Raw genomic sequence first — 17,566 nt, 5'->3', positions numbered from 1 at the left:
TGGAAGACGCACGACGCTGTGAGCCTGACGCGTTTGTGCTCCGCAGTGTATCGGGGACCCGGGCCCGGCCTTGGGCGGACGGGAAAAGGTCACCCGCCCGGTGCGGGCGCGTGTCGCGGGACGCCGCGGGGCGGGCTCGACGGCGAGCCCGCCCGGCGACGCACGGCGCAGACGCTTACTCCTTGTCGTCCACCCAGCTCATCAGCTTGCGGAGCTTCTTGCCGGTGGTCTCCAGCAGGTGGTCCTCGTCGGCCTTCTTGTACTCGTTGTACTTCGGCAGACCGTCGTTGTACTCCTTCATCCAGTTGTTGGCGAAGGTGCCGTCCTGGATCTCGCCGAGGACCTTCTTCATCTCGGCCTTGGTCTGGTCCGTGATGATCCGCGGGCCGGTGACGTAGTCGCCCCACTCGGCGGTCTCGGAGACCGACCAGCGCATCTTCTCCAGGCCGCCCTCGTACATCAGGTCCACGATCAGCTTGAGCTCGTGGAGGCACTCGAAGTACGCGATCTCCGGCTGGTAGCCCGCCTCGACCAGGGTCTCGAAGCCCGCCTTGACCAGCGCGGAGGCGCCGCCGCAGAGCACGGCCTGCTCACCGAACAGGTCGGTCTCGGTCTCCTCGGTGAAGGTGGTCTTGATGACACCGGCGCGGGTGCCGCCGATGGCCTTGGCGTAGGAGAGCGCGAGGGCGAAGCCGCCTCCCGTGGCGTCCTGCTCGACGGCCGCGATGCACGGAACGCCGCGGCCCTCCTCGTACTGACGGCGCACCAGGTGGCCGGGGCCCTTGGGGGCGACCATGCAGACGTCGACGCCGGCCGGGGGCTTGATGAAGCCGAAGCGGATGTTCAGGCCGTGGCCGAAGAACAGCGCGTCGCCGTCCTTGAGCTGGTCCTTGATGGACTCCTCGTAGACCTTGCCCTGGATCGGGTCCGGAACGAGGATCATGATGACGTCGGCCTCGGCCGCCGCCTCGGCCGGGGTGACGACCCGCAGGCCCTGCTCCTCGGCCTTCGCCTTGGACTTGGAGCCCTCGTGCAGACCGACGCGGACGTCCACGCCCGAGTCGCGCAGCGACAGCGCGTGGGCGTGGCCCTGGCTGCCGTATCCGATAACCGCGACCTTGCGGCCCTGGATGATGGACAGGTCGGCGTCGTCGTCGTAGAACAGCTCGGCAGCCACTGGGATATCTCCTTGATTTCCGGTTGTACGTCCCACCGTATGACGGGCGGGTGCGGGAAGGTGTTCGGGTCTCGGTATCCGGGCGCGTCCCGGATCGAGGGGCGGGGCGGGCGGCGACGTCCCTCGCGAGGACGCCGCGCGCCGCGGTGTTCGTCAGGCCGAGCGGTCCAGGGCGCGCAGGCTGCGGTCCGTGATGGACCGGGCGCCACGCCCTATGGCGATGGTCCCGGACTGCACCAGCTCCTTGATGCCGAAGGGCTCCAGCATCTTGAGCATCGCGCCGAGCTTGTCGCTGCCGCCGGTGGCCTCGATGGTCACGGCCTCCGGGGAGACGTCGACGGTCTTGGCGCGGAAGAGCTGGACGATCTCGACGATCTGGGAGCGCGTCTCGTTGTCGGCACGGACCTTCACCAGGACGAGTTCACGCTGGATCGCGGCGCTGTCCTCCAGCTCGACGATCTTCAGGACGTTGACGAGCTTGTTGAGCTGCTTGGTCACCTGCTCCAGCGGCAGCGTCTCGACGTTGACGACGATGGTGATGCGGGAGATGTCGGGGTGCTCGGTGACCCCGACGGCGAGCGAGTCGATGTTGAAGCCGCGGCGGGCGAACAGCGCGGCGATCCGGGTGAGGATGCCGGGGGTGTTCTCCACCAGGACGGAGAGCGTGTGCTTGGTCATCTCGTTCTTCCTCGTCGTCCTCTTCGGTCCTCAGTCGTCTTCGTTGTCGCCGAAGTCCGGGCGGACGCCGCGCGCCGCGAGGATCTCGTCGTTGGAGGTGCCGGCGGCGACCATCGGCCAGACCATGGCGTCCTGGTGGACGATGAAGTCCACCACCACGGGGCGGTCGTTGATGGCGTTGGCCTGCTCGATGACGGCATCGAGCTGGGCCGGGTCCTCACAGCGGAGCCCCACGCAGCCCATGGCCTCCGACAGCTTGACGAAGTCCGGGACCCGGGTGCCGGCCGCCGCCTCCTTGCCGTCGTGTCCGGGACCGGAGTGCAGCACGGTGTTGGAGTAACGCTGGTTGTAGAAGAGGGTCTGCCACTGGCGGACCATCCCGAGCGCGCCGTTGTTGATGATCGCGACCTTGATCGGGATGTTGTTCAGCGCGCAGGTGACCAGTTCCTGGTTGGTCATCTGGAAGCAGCCGTCGCCGTCGATGGCCCACACCGTGCGCTCGGGCACACCGGCCTTGGCGCCCATGGCGGCCGGGACCGCGTACCCCATCGTCCCGGCGCCGCCGGAGTTCAGCCAGGTGGCGGGCTGTTCGTAGTCGATGAAGTGCGAGGCCCACATCTGGTGCTGGCCGACGCCGGCCGCGTAGATGGTGCCCTCCGGGGCGAGTTGCCCGATGCGCTGGATGACCTGCTGCGGGGAGAGGCTGCCGTCCTCGGGCTGGTCGTAGCCGAGCGGGTAGGTGTCGCGCCAGCGGTTGAGGTCGGTCCACCAGGCGTCGTAGTCACCCTTGTGGCCGGCGGCGTGCTCCGCCTGGAGCGCGACGATCAGGTCCGCGATGACCTCGCGGGCGTCACCGACGATGGGGACGTCGGCGGCGCGGTTCTTGCCGATCTCGGCGGGGTCGATGTCCGCGTGGACGATCTTGGCGTACGGGGCGAAGGAGTCGAGCTTCCCGGTGACGCGGTCGTCGAACCGCGCGCCGAGGGCGACGATCAGGTCCGCCTTCTGCAGGGCGGTGACGGCGGCGACCGCGCCGTGCATGCCCGGCATGCCGACGTGCAGCGGGTGGCTGTCGGGGAAGGAGCCCAGCGCCATCAGGGTGGTGGTGACGGGAGCGCCGGTCAGCTCGGCGAGGACCTTCAGCTCGGCCGTGGCACGGGCCTTCATCACACCGCCGCCGACGTAGAGCACCGGCCGTCTGGCCTGCGTGATCAGCTTGGCGGCCTCGCGGATCTGCTTGGCGTGCGGCTTGGTGACCGGGCGGTAGCCGGGCAGGTCGGTGTGCGGCGGCCAGACGAAGGTGGTCTGTGCCTGGAGGGCGTCCTTGGCGATGTCGACGAGCACCGGGCCGGGTCGGCCCGTGGAGGCGACGTGGAACGCCTCGGCGATGGTCCGGGGGATCTCCGCCGGGTCGGTGACCAGCCAGTTGTGCTTGGTGATCGGCATGGTGATGCCGCAGATGTCCGCCTCCTGGAAGGCGTCCGTGCCGATCGACTTGGAGGCGACCTGACCGGTGATGGCGACCAGCGGGACGGAGTCCATGTGGGCGTCGGCGATCGGGGTGACGAGGTTGGTCGCGCCGGGGCCCGAAGTGGCCATGCAGACCCCGACCTTGCCGGTGGCCTGCGCGTATCCGGTGGCCGCGTGACCCGCGCCCTGCTCGTGGCGGACCAGGACGTGGCGGACCTTCGAGGAGTCCATCATCGGGTCGTACGCGGGGAGGATCGCACCGCCCGGGATGCCGAACACGGTGTCGGCCCCGACCTCCTCCAGCGCGCGGATGAGGGACTGCGCACCCGTGACGTGCTCGACGGTGGCGGGCTGCTGCGCCCCGCCGCTACGGGCCCGCGGCTGCGGATGATGGGCCCCGGTGGCCTGCTCGGTCATCGACTTCTCTTCTCGAAGGATTCGGCGATTTCGACGGATTCGATGGAAATACGACGGAGATTTGTGGGGGTCTGCGAGGTTCCGGTGCAACAAAAAACCCCTCGTGCCGGGAGGCAAGCGAGGGGAGCGCGTCGGGGTGGTCGGCAGGGGATCAAGACGATGCCCTGCTTCAGCCGACGCGCTTTCCAAGTACGAGAATTCGGGTGCGCATGGCACTGACCCTCCCCCCGGCGCCCACGAGGTGTCAAGTGGGTGGGACGGGCGTCTCATTATTTGAGCGCAATGGAGCATGCGCGAGCGAGCCCGCGCCGCCCGCCGCCCCGGATCGTACGGGCAGCGAACCCCCGACGAGTACCTGTTCCGCCTCTTCCACCGGAACGGATTCGGCGGCCGGTACGGCGTACGCCCCCCGGTCGAGGGCGTGGCGCAGCCGGTGCTCGTCGACGGGCCCGGCGAAGGCGGCGCCCAAGGCGTGGGTGCAGCCCATGGTGCGCAGGGCGTGCGCCTGCTCGGGGACGTCCACGCCCTCGGCGACGGACTGCATCCCGAGATCGTCCGCGATCTTCAACAGCCCTGCGGTGATCTTGTGCAGCCGGGGGGATTCGATGACTCCTTCGACCAGCCCCCGGTCGATCTTGAGCACATCGATCGGGAGCCTGCGCAGCGCGCTGATCGCGGCGTATCCGCTGCCGAAGCCGTCCAGGGCGATGCGTACCCCGAAGCGGCGCAGCGCGACCAGCCGGCGCTCCAGCTCGTCCAGCGGGATCCGCGGGTCGCTGCCGGACAGCTCCAGGGTGAGCGCGCCGGTGGGCAGGGCGTGCCGGATGAGCAGCGCCTCCAGATTCTTCGGGGGCTGGGACTTGTCCAGCAGGCGGGCGCCGGAGAGCCGGACGTAGACGGGCACGCCGTAGCCCGCGAGGCGGCGCTGCGCGGCGTGCTCGAGCGCCTTCTCCAGCGTCCAGCGGCCGAGCTCTGCGGTGCGCGCGCTCTCGTCGGCCCGCTCCAGCTCGGCGACCCGGAGGAACTCGGCCGGGGTGAAGAGGATGCCCTGGGTCGAGCGCCAGCGGGGCTGTGCGGCGACCGCGGTGATCCGGCCGGTCGACAGCTCCACCACCGGCTGGTGCAGCAGCGCGAACTCGCCGTCGTGCAGGGCGGTGCGCAGCCGGGTGGCCTGCTCGGCGCGGCGGACCACGTCGGCCTGCATCTGCGGTGCGTACAGCTCGACGCGGCCCTTGCCGGCCTGCTTCGCGCGGTACATCGCGAGGTCGGCGTTGCGCATCAGGCCGCCGGGGGTGATGCCGGGCTCGGCGAAGGCGACACCGATGCTGGCGGCGACGCGGACCTCCTGGCCGCCCTCCACCTTGTACGGCTGGGAGAGGGTGAGCCGCAGCCGGTCGGCGATCTCATGGATGCGGTACTCGCGCGCGGCGGGGTCACGGGTGCCGTCGCCGATGATCAGCGCGGCGAACTCGTCACCCCCGAACCGGGCGGTGCTGTCCCCGGCCCGCACGGACTCCTGGAGCCGACGGGCCGCCTGGACGAGGAGCTCGTCGCCTGCCTGGTGGCCGACGGTGTCGTTGACCGCCTTGAAGCCGTCGAGGTCGATGAAGAGCACGGCGGTGCCCGCGTCGGTCGCTCTGCGGCCGGCGAGGGCCTGCTGGACGCGCCGGGTGAACAGGGCGCGGTTGGGCAGGTCGGTGAGCGGGTCGTGCTCGGCCGTGTGCTGCAACTGGGCCTGGAGACGGACCCGCTCGGTCACGTCCCGGCTGTTGAAGATGAGGCCGCCGTGGTGGCGGTTGACGGTGGACTCCACATTGAGCCAGTCGCCGCTGCCGGAGCGGAAGCGGCACTCGATGCGGGTGGTGGGCTCCTCGGCGGGTGGCGCGGCGAGGAAGCGGCGCACCTCGTGGACGACCCGGCCCAGGTCCTCGGGGTGGATGAGGGAGGCCAGCTCGGAGCCGACCAGCTCCTCGGCGTCACGGCCGTAGACCCCGGCGGCGGCGGGGCTGACGTAGCGCAGTATTCCGGTGGGAGCGGCGATCATGATGACGTCGCTGGAGCCCTGGACCAGGGAGCGGAAGTGGTTCTCCTTCTGCGCCAGCTCCTGGGTGAGGGAGATGTTGTCCAGCAGCATGATGCCCTGCCGGATGACGAGGGCCAGGACGACCGTGCAGCCGGTGAAGAGCACGACGCGGTCGACCTGGTGGCCGTCGAGGACGTTGTACAGGATGCCCAACGTGCAGACGGCGGCGGCGAGATACGGGGTGAGCGCGGCGAGCGAGCCGGCGATGGGTCGGCTGGGGTGCTGGCCCGTGTACCCCGCCTGGGCCACGCTCTCGTCGCCCTTCTCCCGGGCCACCCAGGGCGCGTACGCCATCAGCATGTAACCCGCGAACCAGCCCGCGTCGAGGATCTGGCCGGAGCGGTAGTTCACCTTCAGCAGCGGCGAGGTGAACAGGGCATCGCACAGGACGGTCAGGGCGAGGGCCGCGATGGCGGTGTTGATCGCGGAGCGGTTGGCGGAGGAGCGGCGGAAGTGCAGTGCCAGCACCATCGAGACCAGCACGATGTCGAGCAGCGGGTAGGCCAGCGAGAGCGCGGTGTGCGCCACGGTCTCGCCCTCGAAGTGCGCGGTGTGCGCGAGCGCCAGGCTCCAGGAGAGCGTGAGCAGGGAACCGCCGATCAGCCACGCGTCGAGCGCGAGGCAGACCCAGCCGGCCCGGGTGACCGGGCGGCGGGCGAGGACCAGCAGGCCGATGATGGCGGGCGGCGCGAAGAGCAGGAAGCAGAAGTCGGCCGGGGACGGGGTGGGCACCGGCTGGCGCAGGATCACCTCGTACCAGCCCCAGACGGCGTTGCCGAAGCCGGCCATCGCGGAGGAGGCCGCGAAGAGCAGCCAGGCGGGGCGGAAGCGGGTGTTGCGCGTGCGGCTGTACCAGGAGCAGGAGATCGCGGCGACGACGGCGGCGGCGCTGAGCCCGAAATCGCCCATGACCCGCGCCAGCTCGGGCGAGCCCCAGCCGAGGGCCGCGCCCGTGGCGTAGCCGCCGCAGACCAGGGCCAGCAGGAGCTGGGACCACAGCCCGGAGCCGGCGGGGGCCGGCTGGCGGGGCAGCGTCGCTCCGGGGGCGCTCACCGCGCCGCCGTCCCGGGCCGGGGGCTCGCAAGGAGCCGTGGAACAGCGGTCGCGTCGTGGCGGAGTCGTGATCGGCGCATGAGCCGCGTCGGGTAGATCGTCCATTGGCCGTGCATCGCCCGTCGCCCCCCTCGAGTCGCGGTCCCTCGCTGCGGCCGTACGGTGCGCGGCGCAGCCCCCGGTCGGGACGATACACCAGACTCGTCACTCAGGGACATAGCTCATATACACAGCGTAACCAGGCGGGGGTTTATGGATACGCAGTGCAGTCAAACGGTACCTCTACGTGCCGCTACGCGGCGCTGACTACGACATTTCGTAGAGGCTCGTCCAGTACAAATCTGGCCAGTTGATCGCGGAGCAGGGCCTTGGCGCGGGGCAGGAACGCCGACGAAGGACCACCCACATGGGGGGTGATGAGAGTTCCCGGAGCGGTCCACAGCGGGTGCCCCGGGGGCAGCGGCTCGGGGTCGGTCACGTCCAGTGCGGCCCGCAGCCGACCGCTCTCCAGCTCGGCGAGGAGCGCCTCGGTGTCCACCACGGCGCCGCGCGCGACGTTCACCAGAAGGGCCCCGTCCTTCATCCGGCCGAGGAACCCCGCGTTGACGAGCCCCCGGGTCTCCTCGGTGAGCGGCGTCGCGAGAATCACCACGTCGGCGTCGGGAAGCAACTCGGGCAGGGAGGCGACCGGATGCACCGGCCCGCGCGCGGTGTTACGCGCGGAGCGCGCGACGCGCGCCACCCGCGCGCACTCAAAGGGCGCAAGCCGGTCCTCGATCGCACTGCCGATCGAACCGTAACCCACGATGAGTACGGAGCTGTCGGCGAGCGCCGGGCGGAACCCCTGCCGCCACTGCCCCGCGTCCTGGGCGCGCACGAAGCCGGGGATGTCCCGCAGGGCGGCGAGGGTCAGCGCGAGGGCCAGCTCGGCGGTGCTCGCGTCGTGCAGCCCGCGCGCGTTGCAGAGCAGGGTGCCCGACGGCATCCGCGGCACGGCGGGCAGGATGTCGTCCACGCCGGCGGTCAGGGTCTGCACGACCCGCAGCCGCGGCATGTGCGCCAGGGGACGGGCGGACACCTCGGGGGGCGCCAGATAGGGGACGCCGTAGAAAACGCACCGGGCGGGGTCGGTGGGGAAGTCCGAGACCCCGGCCCAGTAGGCGTAGTCGAGTTCGGCGGGCAGCCCGTCGATCTCCTCGGGGTGGAGGGGCAGCCATGCCAGTGGGCGCCCGGAACCGCTGTGATCTGCACTCATGCCAGGAGGCTATGCGAACCGGGCCGGAGCGCAGAGGTTAGTTTGGGGGCGAGGAACGGGAGGGCACGGCGGGTGGAGCGCAGGACAATCGGTGCGACGGCGCTCGAGGTGGGCGCGATCGGCCTCGGCTGCATGCCCATGCACTGGGCGTACACCGCCTCCCAGCAGAGCGGCGAGGGAGCTCTGCGCACGGTGCACGCGGCGCTCGACGCCGGGGTGAGCCTGCTGGACACCGCCGATATGTACGGGCCCTTCACCAATGAGCTGCTCGTGGGGCGGGTGTTGCGGGAGCGGCGCTCGGAGGCGTTCGTCTCGACCAAGTGCGGGCTGCTGGTGGGCGAGCAGCACATCGTCGCCAACGGCCGCCCCGGCTATGTGAAGCGGGCGTGCGACGCCTCGCTGCGCCGCCTCCAGACCGATGTCATCGACCTCTACCAGCTCCACCGGCCCGACCCCGAGGTGCCGATCGAGGAGACCTGGGGCGCGATGGCGGAGCTGGTCTCCGCCGGCAAGGTCCGCGCGCTGGGGTGGTGCGCGATCGGGGCGCGCACCCGTCGCCGGTCCCGGGCGGGGCTCTACGACGCGACGGTCCGGCAGCTGGAGCGGGTGCAGCAGGTCTTCCCGGTGAGCTGTGTGCAGGCGGAGCTTTCGGTGTGGTCGCGGGAGGCGCTGGACGCGCTGGTCCCGTGGTGCGCGTCGCGAGGGGTCGGGCTGCTGGCCGCGATGCCGCTGGGGAATGGTTTCCTCAGTGGCACGCTCACGCCGGGGCAGGGCTTCGAGCCGGAGGACATCCGGGCCCGCCACCCGCGCTTCACGGCGGAGATGATGGCCGCCAACCAGCCGATCGTGGCGGGGCTGCGCCGGGTCGCGCACCGCCACGGCGCGTCCGCCGCGCAGGTCGCGCTGGCGTGGGTGCTGGCCCAGGGGCGACACGTCGTGCCCGTGCCGGGCACGAAGAAGGCACGGTGGGCGGTACAGAACGCCGCGGCGGCCGAACTGCGGCTCACCGGGGAGGACTTCGCCGAGCTGGCGGCGCTGCCGAGGGCGCTGGGCTCCTGGTACTGACCGGGCGGCCCCGGCGCCACCGGCACGGCGGCGCGGTACCCGTGGTGCGGCACGGTCCGTGACGGTGCGGTGTATAAGGAACGCAGTACAGCAGCACACAGGAAATCAGTCGCAGTACGCAGGAACGCAGTACAGGAGAGCGCCGCGCTCCGGCGGGCCGTCCCCGTGAGAGGAACGAACCGTGCGACGTACCGCCGTCACCGCCGCGCTGGCCGCCGCCGCGCTGCTGATCGTCACGGGCTGTTCCACCGGCGAACTCCCCGAGGGCGTCACCACCTCCGGCGACCGGGCGCCGTCCGGGGCCAAGTCCCCCGGCGCGGGCGGACCTTCGGGCTCCGCCACGGCCGCCGCCTCCCCCGCCCCGGCCAAGGGATCGGTCGAGGTCGTCCGTACGCTCGCCACGAAGCTCAATGCGCCGTGGGGCGTGGCCACGCTGCCCGACGGGGATCTGCTGGTGGGCTCCCGCGACACGGCGAAGATCTTCCGGGTCGCGGTGAAGGACGGCAAGCAGACCGAGCTGGGCTCCGTGCCCGGCGTCGCGCCGGGCGGCGAGGGCGGGCTGCTGGGCCTCGCCGTGAGCGCCGACTTCGACACCGATCACCAGGTGTACGCCTACTTCACGACCGAGTCCGACAACCGCGTCGCGAGCATGCTCTACGACGAGCGGAAGCCCGCGGGACGCCGGCTCGGCGCGCCGAACACGATCTTCCGGGGCATCCCCAAGGGCACCGTCCACAACGGCGGCCGGATCGCCTTCGGCCCCGACAGGATGCTCTACGCGGGTACGGGCGAGAGCGGGCGGCGCGGCCTGTCCCAGGACCGGGAGTCGCTCGGCGGGAAGATCCTGCGCATGACCCCGGACGGCAGACCCGCCCCGGGCAATCCGTGGCCCGACTCGGTCGTCTACTCCTTGGGGCACCGCAATGTGCAGGGTCTGGCCTGGGACGCGGACAAGCGGCTGTGGGCGGCGGAGTTCGGCCAGGACACCTGGGACGAGCTGAATCTCGTCGAGCCGGGCAAGAACTACGGCTGGCCGCTCGTCGAGGGCAAGGGCGGCAGGAGCGGCTACGTGGACCCGGTCGCGCAGTGGAAGACCGCCGACGCCTCCCCCAGCGGCCTCGCCTACGCGCAGGGCTCGCTGTGGCTCGCCGGTCTGCGCGGCGAGCGGCTCTGGCGCGTCCCGCTGGCGGGCGCGAAGCCGGTCGCCGACCCGCAGCCGTTCCTGCCGGGTGAGTACGGGCGGCTGCGGACGGTCGTCGCGGCGGACGACGGCGGGCTGTGGCTCACCACGAGCAACACCGACGGCCGCGGCACCCCCGGTGACCAGGACGATCGTCTGCTGCGGCTGAAGGTGCGCTGACGGTCCCGGGTGCCGCCGGGTGCGCGCGCCCGGGGACGCGCGCACCGTCTGCCTACACTGAGGGGGACAGTTGAGCGATGGGGGTTGACGTGTTCAACGTTTTCGAAGAACTGTTCGCACCCGGGCGGAAGCACGAGGAAGAGGAGCAGAACCGGCTGGCGCTGGTCCGCGACGACATCGGCGACGCCGACCCGGGCAAGGGCCCGATCGACCTCGAGTCCGGCCAGGTGGTCATCCGGCCTCGGCAGGGCTGAACAGCCGGAACCGGTGGGCCAGGGCCGCCGCCTCGCCACGGCCCGAGACTCCCAGCTTGGCGAGGATGTTGGACACGTGCACGCTCGCCGTCTTCGGCGAGATGAACAGTTCCTCGGCTATCCGGCGGTTGCTGTGGCCCAGCGCGACCAGCCGGAGGACGTCCCGCTCGCGCGGGGTGAGGCCGAGCGACTCCGCGGGCGCGGGCTCCTCGGCGGCCCGCGGCGCCGCGGTGGCCGGGGTGAGCGGCAGCCGGGCGCGGCGGGCCAGCAGCTCCACGGCCTCGCGCAGGGGCCCGGCGCCGATGCGCTCCGCGGTCCCGTGGGCCTGCCGCAGTGGCTCGGCGGCGGCCTCCGCCCCGGCTCCGTCGGTGGCGAGCAGGGCCTCGGCCCAGCGGTAGCGGACCCGGGCCAGCTCGTAGGGGCGGCCCGTGGCCTCGAAGGCGGCCACCACCTCCGCCCAGCGGTCCGCGTCCTGCCGGCCGTCCTCGGCCCGCTCGAGTTCGGCCTCCAGGAAGATCCCGTACGCGTCCCAGACGGGCACGGACCGGGCCAGCTCCTTGGCCCCGGCCCGGATCCGGGCGAGCACAGCGGCCCGGCCGGGCTCGGCGGCGGGCAGACCGCGGGCGTCGGCCTCGGCCGTGGCGGCGGCGACCAGGAGCGGCCAGACGTAGCGCTGGACGGCCGGGTTCACCCCCTGCTCCAGCACGCCCTCCAGGGCCGCGCGACCCTCGGCGATCCTGCCCCGGACGGCGGCGAGCTCGACGGTGAAGCGGGCGAGGGGGATGGTGTGCTGCGGTTCCGGCTGGTGGGCGTCGTAGTGCTCACGGGCGGCGGCCAGCTCGCGCTCGGCAAGCTCCCAGTCGCCACGGACCAGTGCCAGCCGGGTGAAGCGGCTGGCGGCGATGCCGCGCGACTTGCGGCTCTGGGCGATGCGCAGGCACTCGCGGGCGGCCTCCTCCGACTCCTCCCAGCGGGCGAGCGAGAACAGCGACTCCGACGCGTTCCCGAACACCCAGGAACGGGCGTCGGGCAGGCCGAAGCGGCGCAGTTCCCCGGCTCCCTCGGCCGTCACCTCGACGGCTTCCGCCGACCGGCCGACGCCCTCCAGGGCGGAGGACAGGTTGATGTAGCACCTGCCGAGCACATGGACGTTGCCCAGCTCGACGACGCGCCCGCAGACCGCGCGCATCTCGGCGATGCCGCCCTCCGCGTCCCCGGCGTCGATCTTCAGGCCGGCCAGGGTGAGCCGGGCGTTGAGCTCGATGCTCTCGGCACCGACGAGACGGGACAGCTCGACGGCCCGTTCGGCGATGCCGTAGCTCCCCGGTCCCGGGGTGTGGGTGGCCTCCCAGGCGGCGACCTGCGTCAGCACCTCGGCGTGCACGGCGGACGGCGGCAGCCCGCGCACCAGCTCCTGCGCGTGGGCGAACTCCACCCGGGCGTCGCCCCGGCCGAGGGCTCCCAGCATCCTGCCGCGCTGGGTGCGGAACCAGGCGGCCCGCAGCGGGTCCTTGTGCTCGTCGAGCAGCCGCAGCCCGCTCTTGATGATCGCGAGGGCCCGTTCCCGGTCGCCCGCCATCTGCGCGGCGACGACGGTCTCGGCCAGCAGGTCCAGCCGGCGCAGGGCCTCGTCGCTGCACCCGCACGCGGGGTAGACGCCCGCGTCGTCGACGGGGCGCTGGCGCTTGCGGACCTCGGTCGGCACGTCCTCCCACAGCTCGAGCGCGCGCTCCAGCAGCCGCAGTTGCTCGGCGTAGGCGTAGCGGCCGCGGGCCCGCACCGCCGCGTCGAGCACGGCGGGCAGCGCCTTGGCGGGATCGTGGGCGTGGTACCAGTAGCTGGCCAGGCGGGCCGGGCGCTCGTCGGCCCGGACGATGCCCGGCTCGGTCTCCAGCGCCTCGGCGTAGCGGCGGTTGAGCCGGGAGCGCTCGCCGGGCAGCAGGTCGTCCACGACGGCCTCGCGCACCAGGGCGTGCCGGAAGCGGTAGCCGTCGCCGTCGGGTGTGGGGAGCAGGATGTTGGCGCCGACGGCCGCGCGCAGCGCTTCGATCAGCTCGTCCTCGCCGAGGCCGGTGACGGCGCGCAGCAGTTCGTACTCGACGGTGGAGCCGCCCTCGGCGGCGATGCGGATCACGCGCTGCACACGGTCGGGCAGCGCCTCGACCCGGACGAGCAGCAGGTCGCGGAGGGACTCGCTGAGCCCGGTGGAACAGCCGCAGGAGAGCGAGGCGACGATCTCCTCGACGAAGAAGGCATTGCCGTCGGAGCGCTCGAAGACCCGGTCGAGGAGCTCGCGGTCGGGGCGGGCGCCGCTGATGCCGGTGAGCTGGGCGCCCACTTCGGCGCGGGTGAAGCGGGAGAGTTCGACGCGGTGCAGGCTGCGCATGCGGTCGAGTTCGGCGAGGAAGGGGCGCAGCGGGTGGCGGCGGTGGATGTCGTCGGAGCGGTAGGTGGCGACGATGACCAGCCGGGCGGTCTGCAGCGAGCGGAAGAGATAGCCGAGGAGCTCGCGGGTGGAGCGGTCGGCCCAGTGCAGGTCCTCGATGGCGAGCACGAGCGTGCGGTCGGCGGTGAGCCGCTCCAGCAGCCGGGCGGTCAGCTCGAACAGCCGGGCGCGGCCGTCCTCGTCGTGCGACTCGCGGGTGGTCTCGCCCAGTTCGGGCAGCAGCCGCGCCAGTTCGCCCTCCTGGCCGGCGGCGGCGACGGCGAGGGCGTCGCCGAGCTTGCGGTGCAGGGCGCGCAGGGCGGTGGAGACGGGCGCGAACGGCAGGCCGTCCGCGCCGATCTCCACGCAGCCGCCGACCGCGGTGACCGCGCCCGCCGCCGCGGCGGCGGTCAGGAACTCCTCGACGAGCCGGGTCTTGCCCACGCCGGCCTCTCCGCCGACGAGCAGCGCCTGCGGCTCGCCCTCGGCGGCACGGGCGAGCGCGTCGGTGAGCGCGGCCAGTTCATCGGCGCGGCCGACGAACACGGGGCTGACGTTGGTGTTCTGCACGGTGGTGAGCATCGCACAACCGTCCGACAACGGGGTACGGATATCCACGGATCCGAGGGTCGGCACGGCCCTCGGATCCATGATCACCGGGTGCGTCGCCGTGGGCAGGATGGCTGCCACGGTGCTCAGGCGGTGGCGCGGTGGGTCCGGCCGTGGCGACGGGCGAGGCGCCAGGCGCCCGTGGTCCTCACCCGCCCCTCGGCTTCCCGGCGTACCTGACGGGTCCCGCGGGCACCCTCGGTCCGGGCGGCGAGCCGGGCCTCGTCGGCCAGCCGGTGCTCGGCGGCGTCACGGGCGAAGTCGGCGGCGCGGAAGTGGTGGAGGGCGAGGTTGGAGTCGAACATGGTGGTTTCCCCCTGGTGATGACGGGCTTCTCGGTTTCTGCCGGGCCTTTCTTGGCCCACGAGAAGCTTCGCCCCCCAGGGGGGTCGCACACATCGGGCGACTGCCTCATCCCCGCCCCCGGTGGGGCCTTAGGCAGGTCTTCGACCCTGCTCAGAGGACCTGGGAAGGGACCTTGGCCGGCTCGGCCGCCGCCGGGACCGGGATGAGGTCCATCGGGCCCACCGGGCTCGCCGGGACCACCGCGCTGTCCTCGTGCGGTTCGATGCTGATGCGCGGCAGCCTGCGGTCCAGCCACTTCGGCAGCCACCAGTTGGCGCCGCCCAGCATGTGCATGAGGGCCGGGACCAGCAGGGTCCGCAGCACGAACGCGTCCAGGGCGACGGCCGAGGCCAGTCCGATGCCGAACATCGAGATGACGCGGTCGCCACTGAGGACGAAGGCCAGGAACACGGCGATCATGATGACCGCGGCGGAGTTGATGACGCGGCTGGTCTCGGCGAGGCCGACGCGGACGGCCCGGGTGTTGTCGCGGGTGGCGAGCCACTCCTCGTACATCCGGCTGACCAGGAAGACCTGGTAGTCCATGGAGAGCCCGAAGAGCACCGAGACCATCACGACCGGCAGGAACGGCTCGATCGGGCCCGCGGCCCCGAGGCCGAGCAGCTCGCTGCCCCAGCCCCACTGGAACATCGCGGTGACGACGCCGAAGGAGGAGGCGACGGCGGCGATGTTCATCGCGGCGGCCTTGAGCGGGATGCCGATGCTGCGGAACGCCAGGAGCAGCAGGACGCAGCCGAGGCCGACGACCGCGCCGACGAACAGCGGCAGCTTGCCGAGGATGACCTGGGCGAAGTCGTCGTAGCTCGCGGTCACGCCGCCGACGTGGACGTCCATGCCGGTGGTGGCGGTGGCCTTCGGCAGGACGTCGGTGCGCAGCCGTTCGACGAGTTCGCTGGTGTCGGTGGACTGCGGGGAGGCGCTGGGAACGACGGTGATCACACCGGTGTCGCCGCTGCCGCTGAGGGTGGAGGAGCTGACGGAGGCGACGCCCTCGGTCTGCCGGAGGGTGCCGGGCAGCTTGTCGAAGGCGAGCCGGTCGGCGGCGCCGCCGAGGTCGGCGACGAGGGTGAGCGGGCCGTTGACGCCGGGGCCGAAGCCCTCGCCGAGCATGTCGTAGGCCTGCCGGGTGGAGGAGGCCGCCGGGTTGTTGCCCTGGTCGGAGGTGCCCAGGTGGAGGGAGAGCGTGGGCAGGGCCAGCACCAGCATGACGGCCGCGGCGAGGGTGCCCAGCAGCTTGGGGTGGCGCTCGACGAACGCGGACCAGCGGGCGGCGAGCCCGGTGGGGATCTCCGGCCGCGGGCCGTGCTCGGTCAGCCGGCGGCGTTCGCGGCGGCTGAGCGCCCGCGGCCCGATGACCCCGAGGAGGGCGGGCAGCAGGGTGACGGAGGCGGCGACGGTGAGGACGACGGTGAGGGAGGCGGCGATGGCGACGCCGTTGAGGAAGCTGAGCCGCAGGATGAGCATGCCGAGCAGAGCGACGCAGACGGTGCCGCCGGCGAAGACGACGGCCCGCCCGGTGGTGGCGACGGCCCGTTCCGCCGCGACGTGCACCGGGAGCCCGGCCCGCAGGCCGCGGCGGTGCCGGGTGACGATGAACAGGGCGTAGTCGATGCCCACCCCGAGCCCGATGAGGGTGCCCAGCATGGGGGCGAAGTCCGCGACGGACATCAGGTGGCCGAGCAGGACGGTGCCCATGGCGGCGGTGCCGACGCCCACGAGGGCGGTGGCGATGGGCAGCAGGCTCGCGGCCAGTGAGCCGAAGACGAGGAAGAGCACGACGGCGGCGATGACCACGCCGATGATCTCGCTGAGGTGGCCGCTCTTGCCCTCGGCGGCGCCGGCGGCGCTGCCGCCGACCGCGACGTCCAGATTGCCGGTGGCGGCGGACCGCGCGGTGTCGATCACCCGCTGGACCTCGGCCTTGTCGAGTTCGCCGGAGGAGCTCTCGAAGGCGAGGGGGGCGTAGGCGGTGTGCCCGTCGGCGCTGATCCGGCTCGCGCCGTCGCTGCCGTACGGGCCGTTGACGAAGGCCACGCCGGGCAGCTCGGCGACCTCGCGCAGGGTGTCGGTCATGCGCTGCTCGATGTCGGCCGCCCGTACGGTGCCCCGGTCGGTGTGCCAGACGAGGGTGGCGCTGTCGCCGCCCTGGCCGGGGAACGCCTTCTCCAGGAGGGCGGTGGCACGGGACGCTTCGGTGCCGGGGACGGTGTAGTCGTTGGAGTACGCGGACCCCGTCAGCGTCGCGGCGGCGGTCGTGCCCGCGAGGGCGACGAGCCACAACACGATGACGACGAAACGGCGGCGCAGGCACCACCGGGCAAGTGAGGTCAAAGTCGCTGCTTCCCGGGTATCGCGTCGATCTCACCGGGAAGATCCCGTGGTGCCGATCGCATGGCTACTGGGGCGGATGGGCCGCTGCCGATACTGAGCGGGGGCCCTCTGCCGAGCAACTCTGACAGCCGGAAAAGATCATTTGTCCCTTTTGTGGGTTAGCCCACAAGGCGCTAACAGTGAGCCGAACGGGCGTATCAGCCGGTGACGGAACCGGCCCCCAGGCGCGGGGCCGGACACTGCTTCGTTCCCCGGGCATGCCGAGGGGGGTCGACCGGGGGAAGAGCCCCGGCCGGCCCCCACGGTCGGCGCGCGAACGGCCGGCGGACTCGCCGCCGGTCGGTTCGGGTCAGTCCAGGGCGCCCCACCGGTGGGCGACGTCGATCACGATGCGGTGGTCCCACTGGAAGACCCGGAACGGCAGCCGGGCGCGGACACCCAGACCGATCTGGGTGTCGCCCTCGAAGCTGCCGACGAACCGGGTGTCCTTGAAGGTGCGGTAGTCCGTGACGTCCACGCCCGGCAGCCGCTGCCCCGCCCTCGCGCGGTAGGTCGCCCTGCCCGTGGCCGGGTCGTAGCTGGGCGCCGCGACCCGGACCTCCAGGACCGCCCCGCCGGCGACGTGGATGGCATCGCCGGAACCGTCCTGGTTGAGGTTGTCGACGTAACCGACCCGGTATCCGACCGGGCGGTGTCCCTGGCCCTCCACGTCGAGAACCATCCGGTCGAAACACTTGTGCCGCCCGGTTCTCACCTCGGTCAGCGGCTTGTACGAGGTGTCGGCGCCGGTCTTGCCGTAGCTTCCCCAGCCGACCTCGCACATCGCCGAGGACGGGCCGGTCACCGACGCGGTCCGGGACGCCGAGGCCGGAGCCGTCGTCGTCACCAGCCCGGCACCCGCCAACAACAGCGCGGCCAGCGCTGCACTCCACCGTCGCATGCACCTACCCCCAGCCTTCGGGTACGGACTCCGAACCGGCCCGTTTCCCGGGATCATGCCGGACCATTCGGAATGTGCGCCCC

The 17,566-nt window shown here is 72.2% G+C and carries 12 protein-coding genes; 3 read left to right on the top strand and 9 right to left on the bottom strand.

Features of this window, described 5'->3' with window-relative positions; genetic code table 11:
- Positions 1-175: 175 nt before the first annotated feature.
- From ilvC to ACZ53N_RS06580, 5 genes are all read right to left on the bottom strand, one after another.
- Positions 176-1,177, bottom strand: a complete 1,002-nt coding sequence (gene ilvC / locus ACZ53N_RS06600; RefSeq protein ID WP_469139845.1) for a ketol-acid reductoisomerase — start codon at positions 1,175-1,177, stop codon at positions 176-178.
- A gap of 153 nt (positions 1,178-1,330) precedes the next feature.
- Positions 1,331-1,855, bottom strand: coding sequence for an acetolactate synthase small subunit (gene ilvN / locus ACZ53N_RS06595; protein WP_130880067.1), 525 nt, complete (start codon positions 1,853-1,855; stop codon positions 1,331-1,333).
- A 30-nt stretch (positions 1,856-1,885) separates the two neighbouring features.
- The gene (locus ACZ53N_RS06590; protein WP_469139844.1) at positions 1,886-3,742 is read right to left on the bottom strand and encodes an acetolactate synthase large subunit; all 1,857 of its coding nucleotides are present in this window, start codon (positions 3,740-3,742) and stop codon (positions 1,886-1,888) included.
- A 244-nt stretch (positions 3,743-3,986) separates the two neighbouring features.
- Positions 3,987-6,878 (bottom strand): putative bifunctional diguanylate cyclase/phosphodiesterase, encoded by a 2,892-nt coding sequence (locus ACZ53N_RS06585; RefSeq protein WP_469139843.1) that lies wholly within the window; start codon positions 6,876-6,878, stop codon positions 3,987-3,989.
- Positions 6,879-7,170: 292 nt separating this feature from the next.
- On the bottom strand, positions 7,171-8,133 hold the full coding sequence (locus tag ACZ53N_RS06580) for a 2-hydroxyacid dehydrogenase (protein ID WP_469139842.1): 963 nt from the start codon (positions 8,131-8,133) through the stop codon (positions 7,171-7,173).
- Between the two features lie 72 nt (positions 8,134-8,205).
- Here ACZ53N_RS06580 and ACZ53N_RS06575 point away from each other — a divergent pair, with 72 nt between their 5' ends.
- The 3 genes from ACZ53N_RS06575 (at position 8,206) to ACZ53N_RS06565 (ending at position 10,812) form a co-directional block, all read left to right on the top strand.
- Complete coding sequence (locus ACZ53N_RS06575; protein ID WP_469139841.1) at positions 8,206-9,198, top strand: aldo/keto reductase; 993 nt, start codon at positions 8,206-8,208, stop codon at positions 9,196-9,198.
- A gap of 181 nt (positions 9,199-9,379) precedes the next feature.
- A complete protein-coding gene (locus ACZ53N_RS06570; protein ID WP_469139840.1) occupies positions 9,380-10,558 on the top strand; it encodes a PQQ-dependent sugar dehydrogenase in 1,179 nt (392 codons plus the stop codon).
- Between the two features lie 77 nt (positions 10,559-10,635).
- A complete protein-coding gene (locus ACZ53N_RS06565) occupies positions 10,636-10,812 on the top strand; it encodes a DUF6191 domain-containing protein (protein ID WP_469139839.1) in 177 nt (58 codons plus the stop codon).
- Here the strand turns inward: ACZ53N_RS06565 and ACZ53N_RS06560 are convergent.
- The 4 genes from ACZ53N_RS06560 to ACZ53N_RS06545 form a co-directional block, all read right to left on the bottom strand.
- Positions 10,790-13,819 carry a helix-turn-helix transcriptional regulator gene (locus tag ACZ53N_RS06560; protein ID WP_469139978.1) on the bottom strand — a complete coding sequence of 1,010 codons (3,030 nt, stop codon included), beginning with the start codon at positions 13,817-13,819 and terminating at the stop codon, positions 10,790-10,792. The two genes, ACZ53N_RS06565 and ACZ53N_RS06560, sit on opposite strands and share 23 nt — an antisense overlap.
- A 113-nt stretch (positions 13,820-13,932) precedes the next feature.
- Positions 13,933-14,151, bottom strand: a complete 219-nt coding sequence (locus ACZ53N_RS06555; protein WP_469139838.1) for a hypothetical protein — start codon at positions 14,149-14,151, stop codon at positions 13,933-13,935.
- A 151-nt stretch (positions 14,152-14,302) separates the two neighbouring features.
- The gene (locus ACZ53N_RS06550; RefSeq protein WP_469139837.1) at positions 14,303-16,543 is read right to left on the bottom strand and encodes an MMPL family transporter; all 2,241 of its coding nucleotides are present in this window, start codon (positions 16,541-16,543) and stop codon (positions 14,303-14,305) included.
- A gap of 349 nt (positions 16,544-16,892) precedes the next feature.
- Positions 16,893-17,483 (bottom strand): AMIN-like domain-containing (lipo)protein, encoded by a 591-nt coding sequence (locus ACZ53N_RS06545; protein WP_469139836.1) that lies wholly within the window; start codon positions 17,481-17,483, stop codon positions 16,893-16,895.
- Positions 17,484-17,566 lie beyond the last annotated feature (83 nt).

Source organism: Streptomyces sp. NPDC033229 (assembly GCF_055576875.1).
The sequence above is the reverse complement of the archived record's forward strand: the minus strand, read 5'-3'. Positions and strand labels throughout refer to the sequence as shown.

Coding starts and splice junctions, on each gene's coding strand:
- ilvN (WP_130880067.1), bottom strand. CDS start 1,855: ATGACCAAGCACACGCTCTCCGTCCTGGTGGAGAACACCCCCGGCATC.
- ACZ53N_RS06590 (WP_469139844.1), bottom strand. CDS start 3,742: ATGACCGAGCAGGCCACCGGGGCCCATCATCCGCAGCCGCGGGCCCGT.
- ACZ53N_RS06580 (WP_469139842.1), bottom strand. CDS start 8,133: ATGAGTGCAGATCACAGCGGTTCCGGGCGCCCACTGGCATGGCTGCCC.
- ACZ53N_RS06565 (WP_469139839.1), top strand. CDS start 10,636: ATGGGGGTTGACGTGTTCAACGTTTTCGAAGAACTGTTCGCACCCGGG.
- ACZ53N_RS06560 (WP_469139978.1), bottom strand. CDS start 13,819: ATGCTCACCACCGTGCAGAACACCAACGTCAGCCCCGTGTTCGTCGGC.
- ACZ53N_RS06555 (WP_469139838.1), bottom strand. CDS start 14,151: ATGTTCGACTCCAACCTCGCCCTCCACCACTTCCGCGCCGCCGACTTC.
- ACZ53N_RS06545 (WP_469139836.1), bottom strand. CDS start 17,483: ATGCGACGGTGGAGTGCAGCGCTGGCCGCGCTGTTGTTGGCGGGTGCC.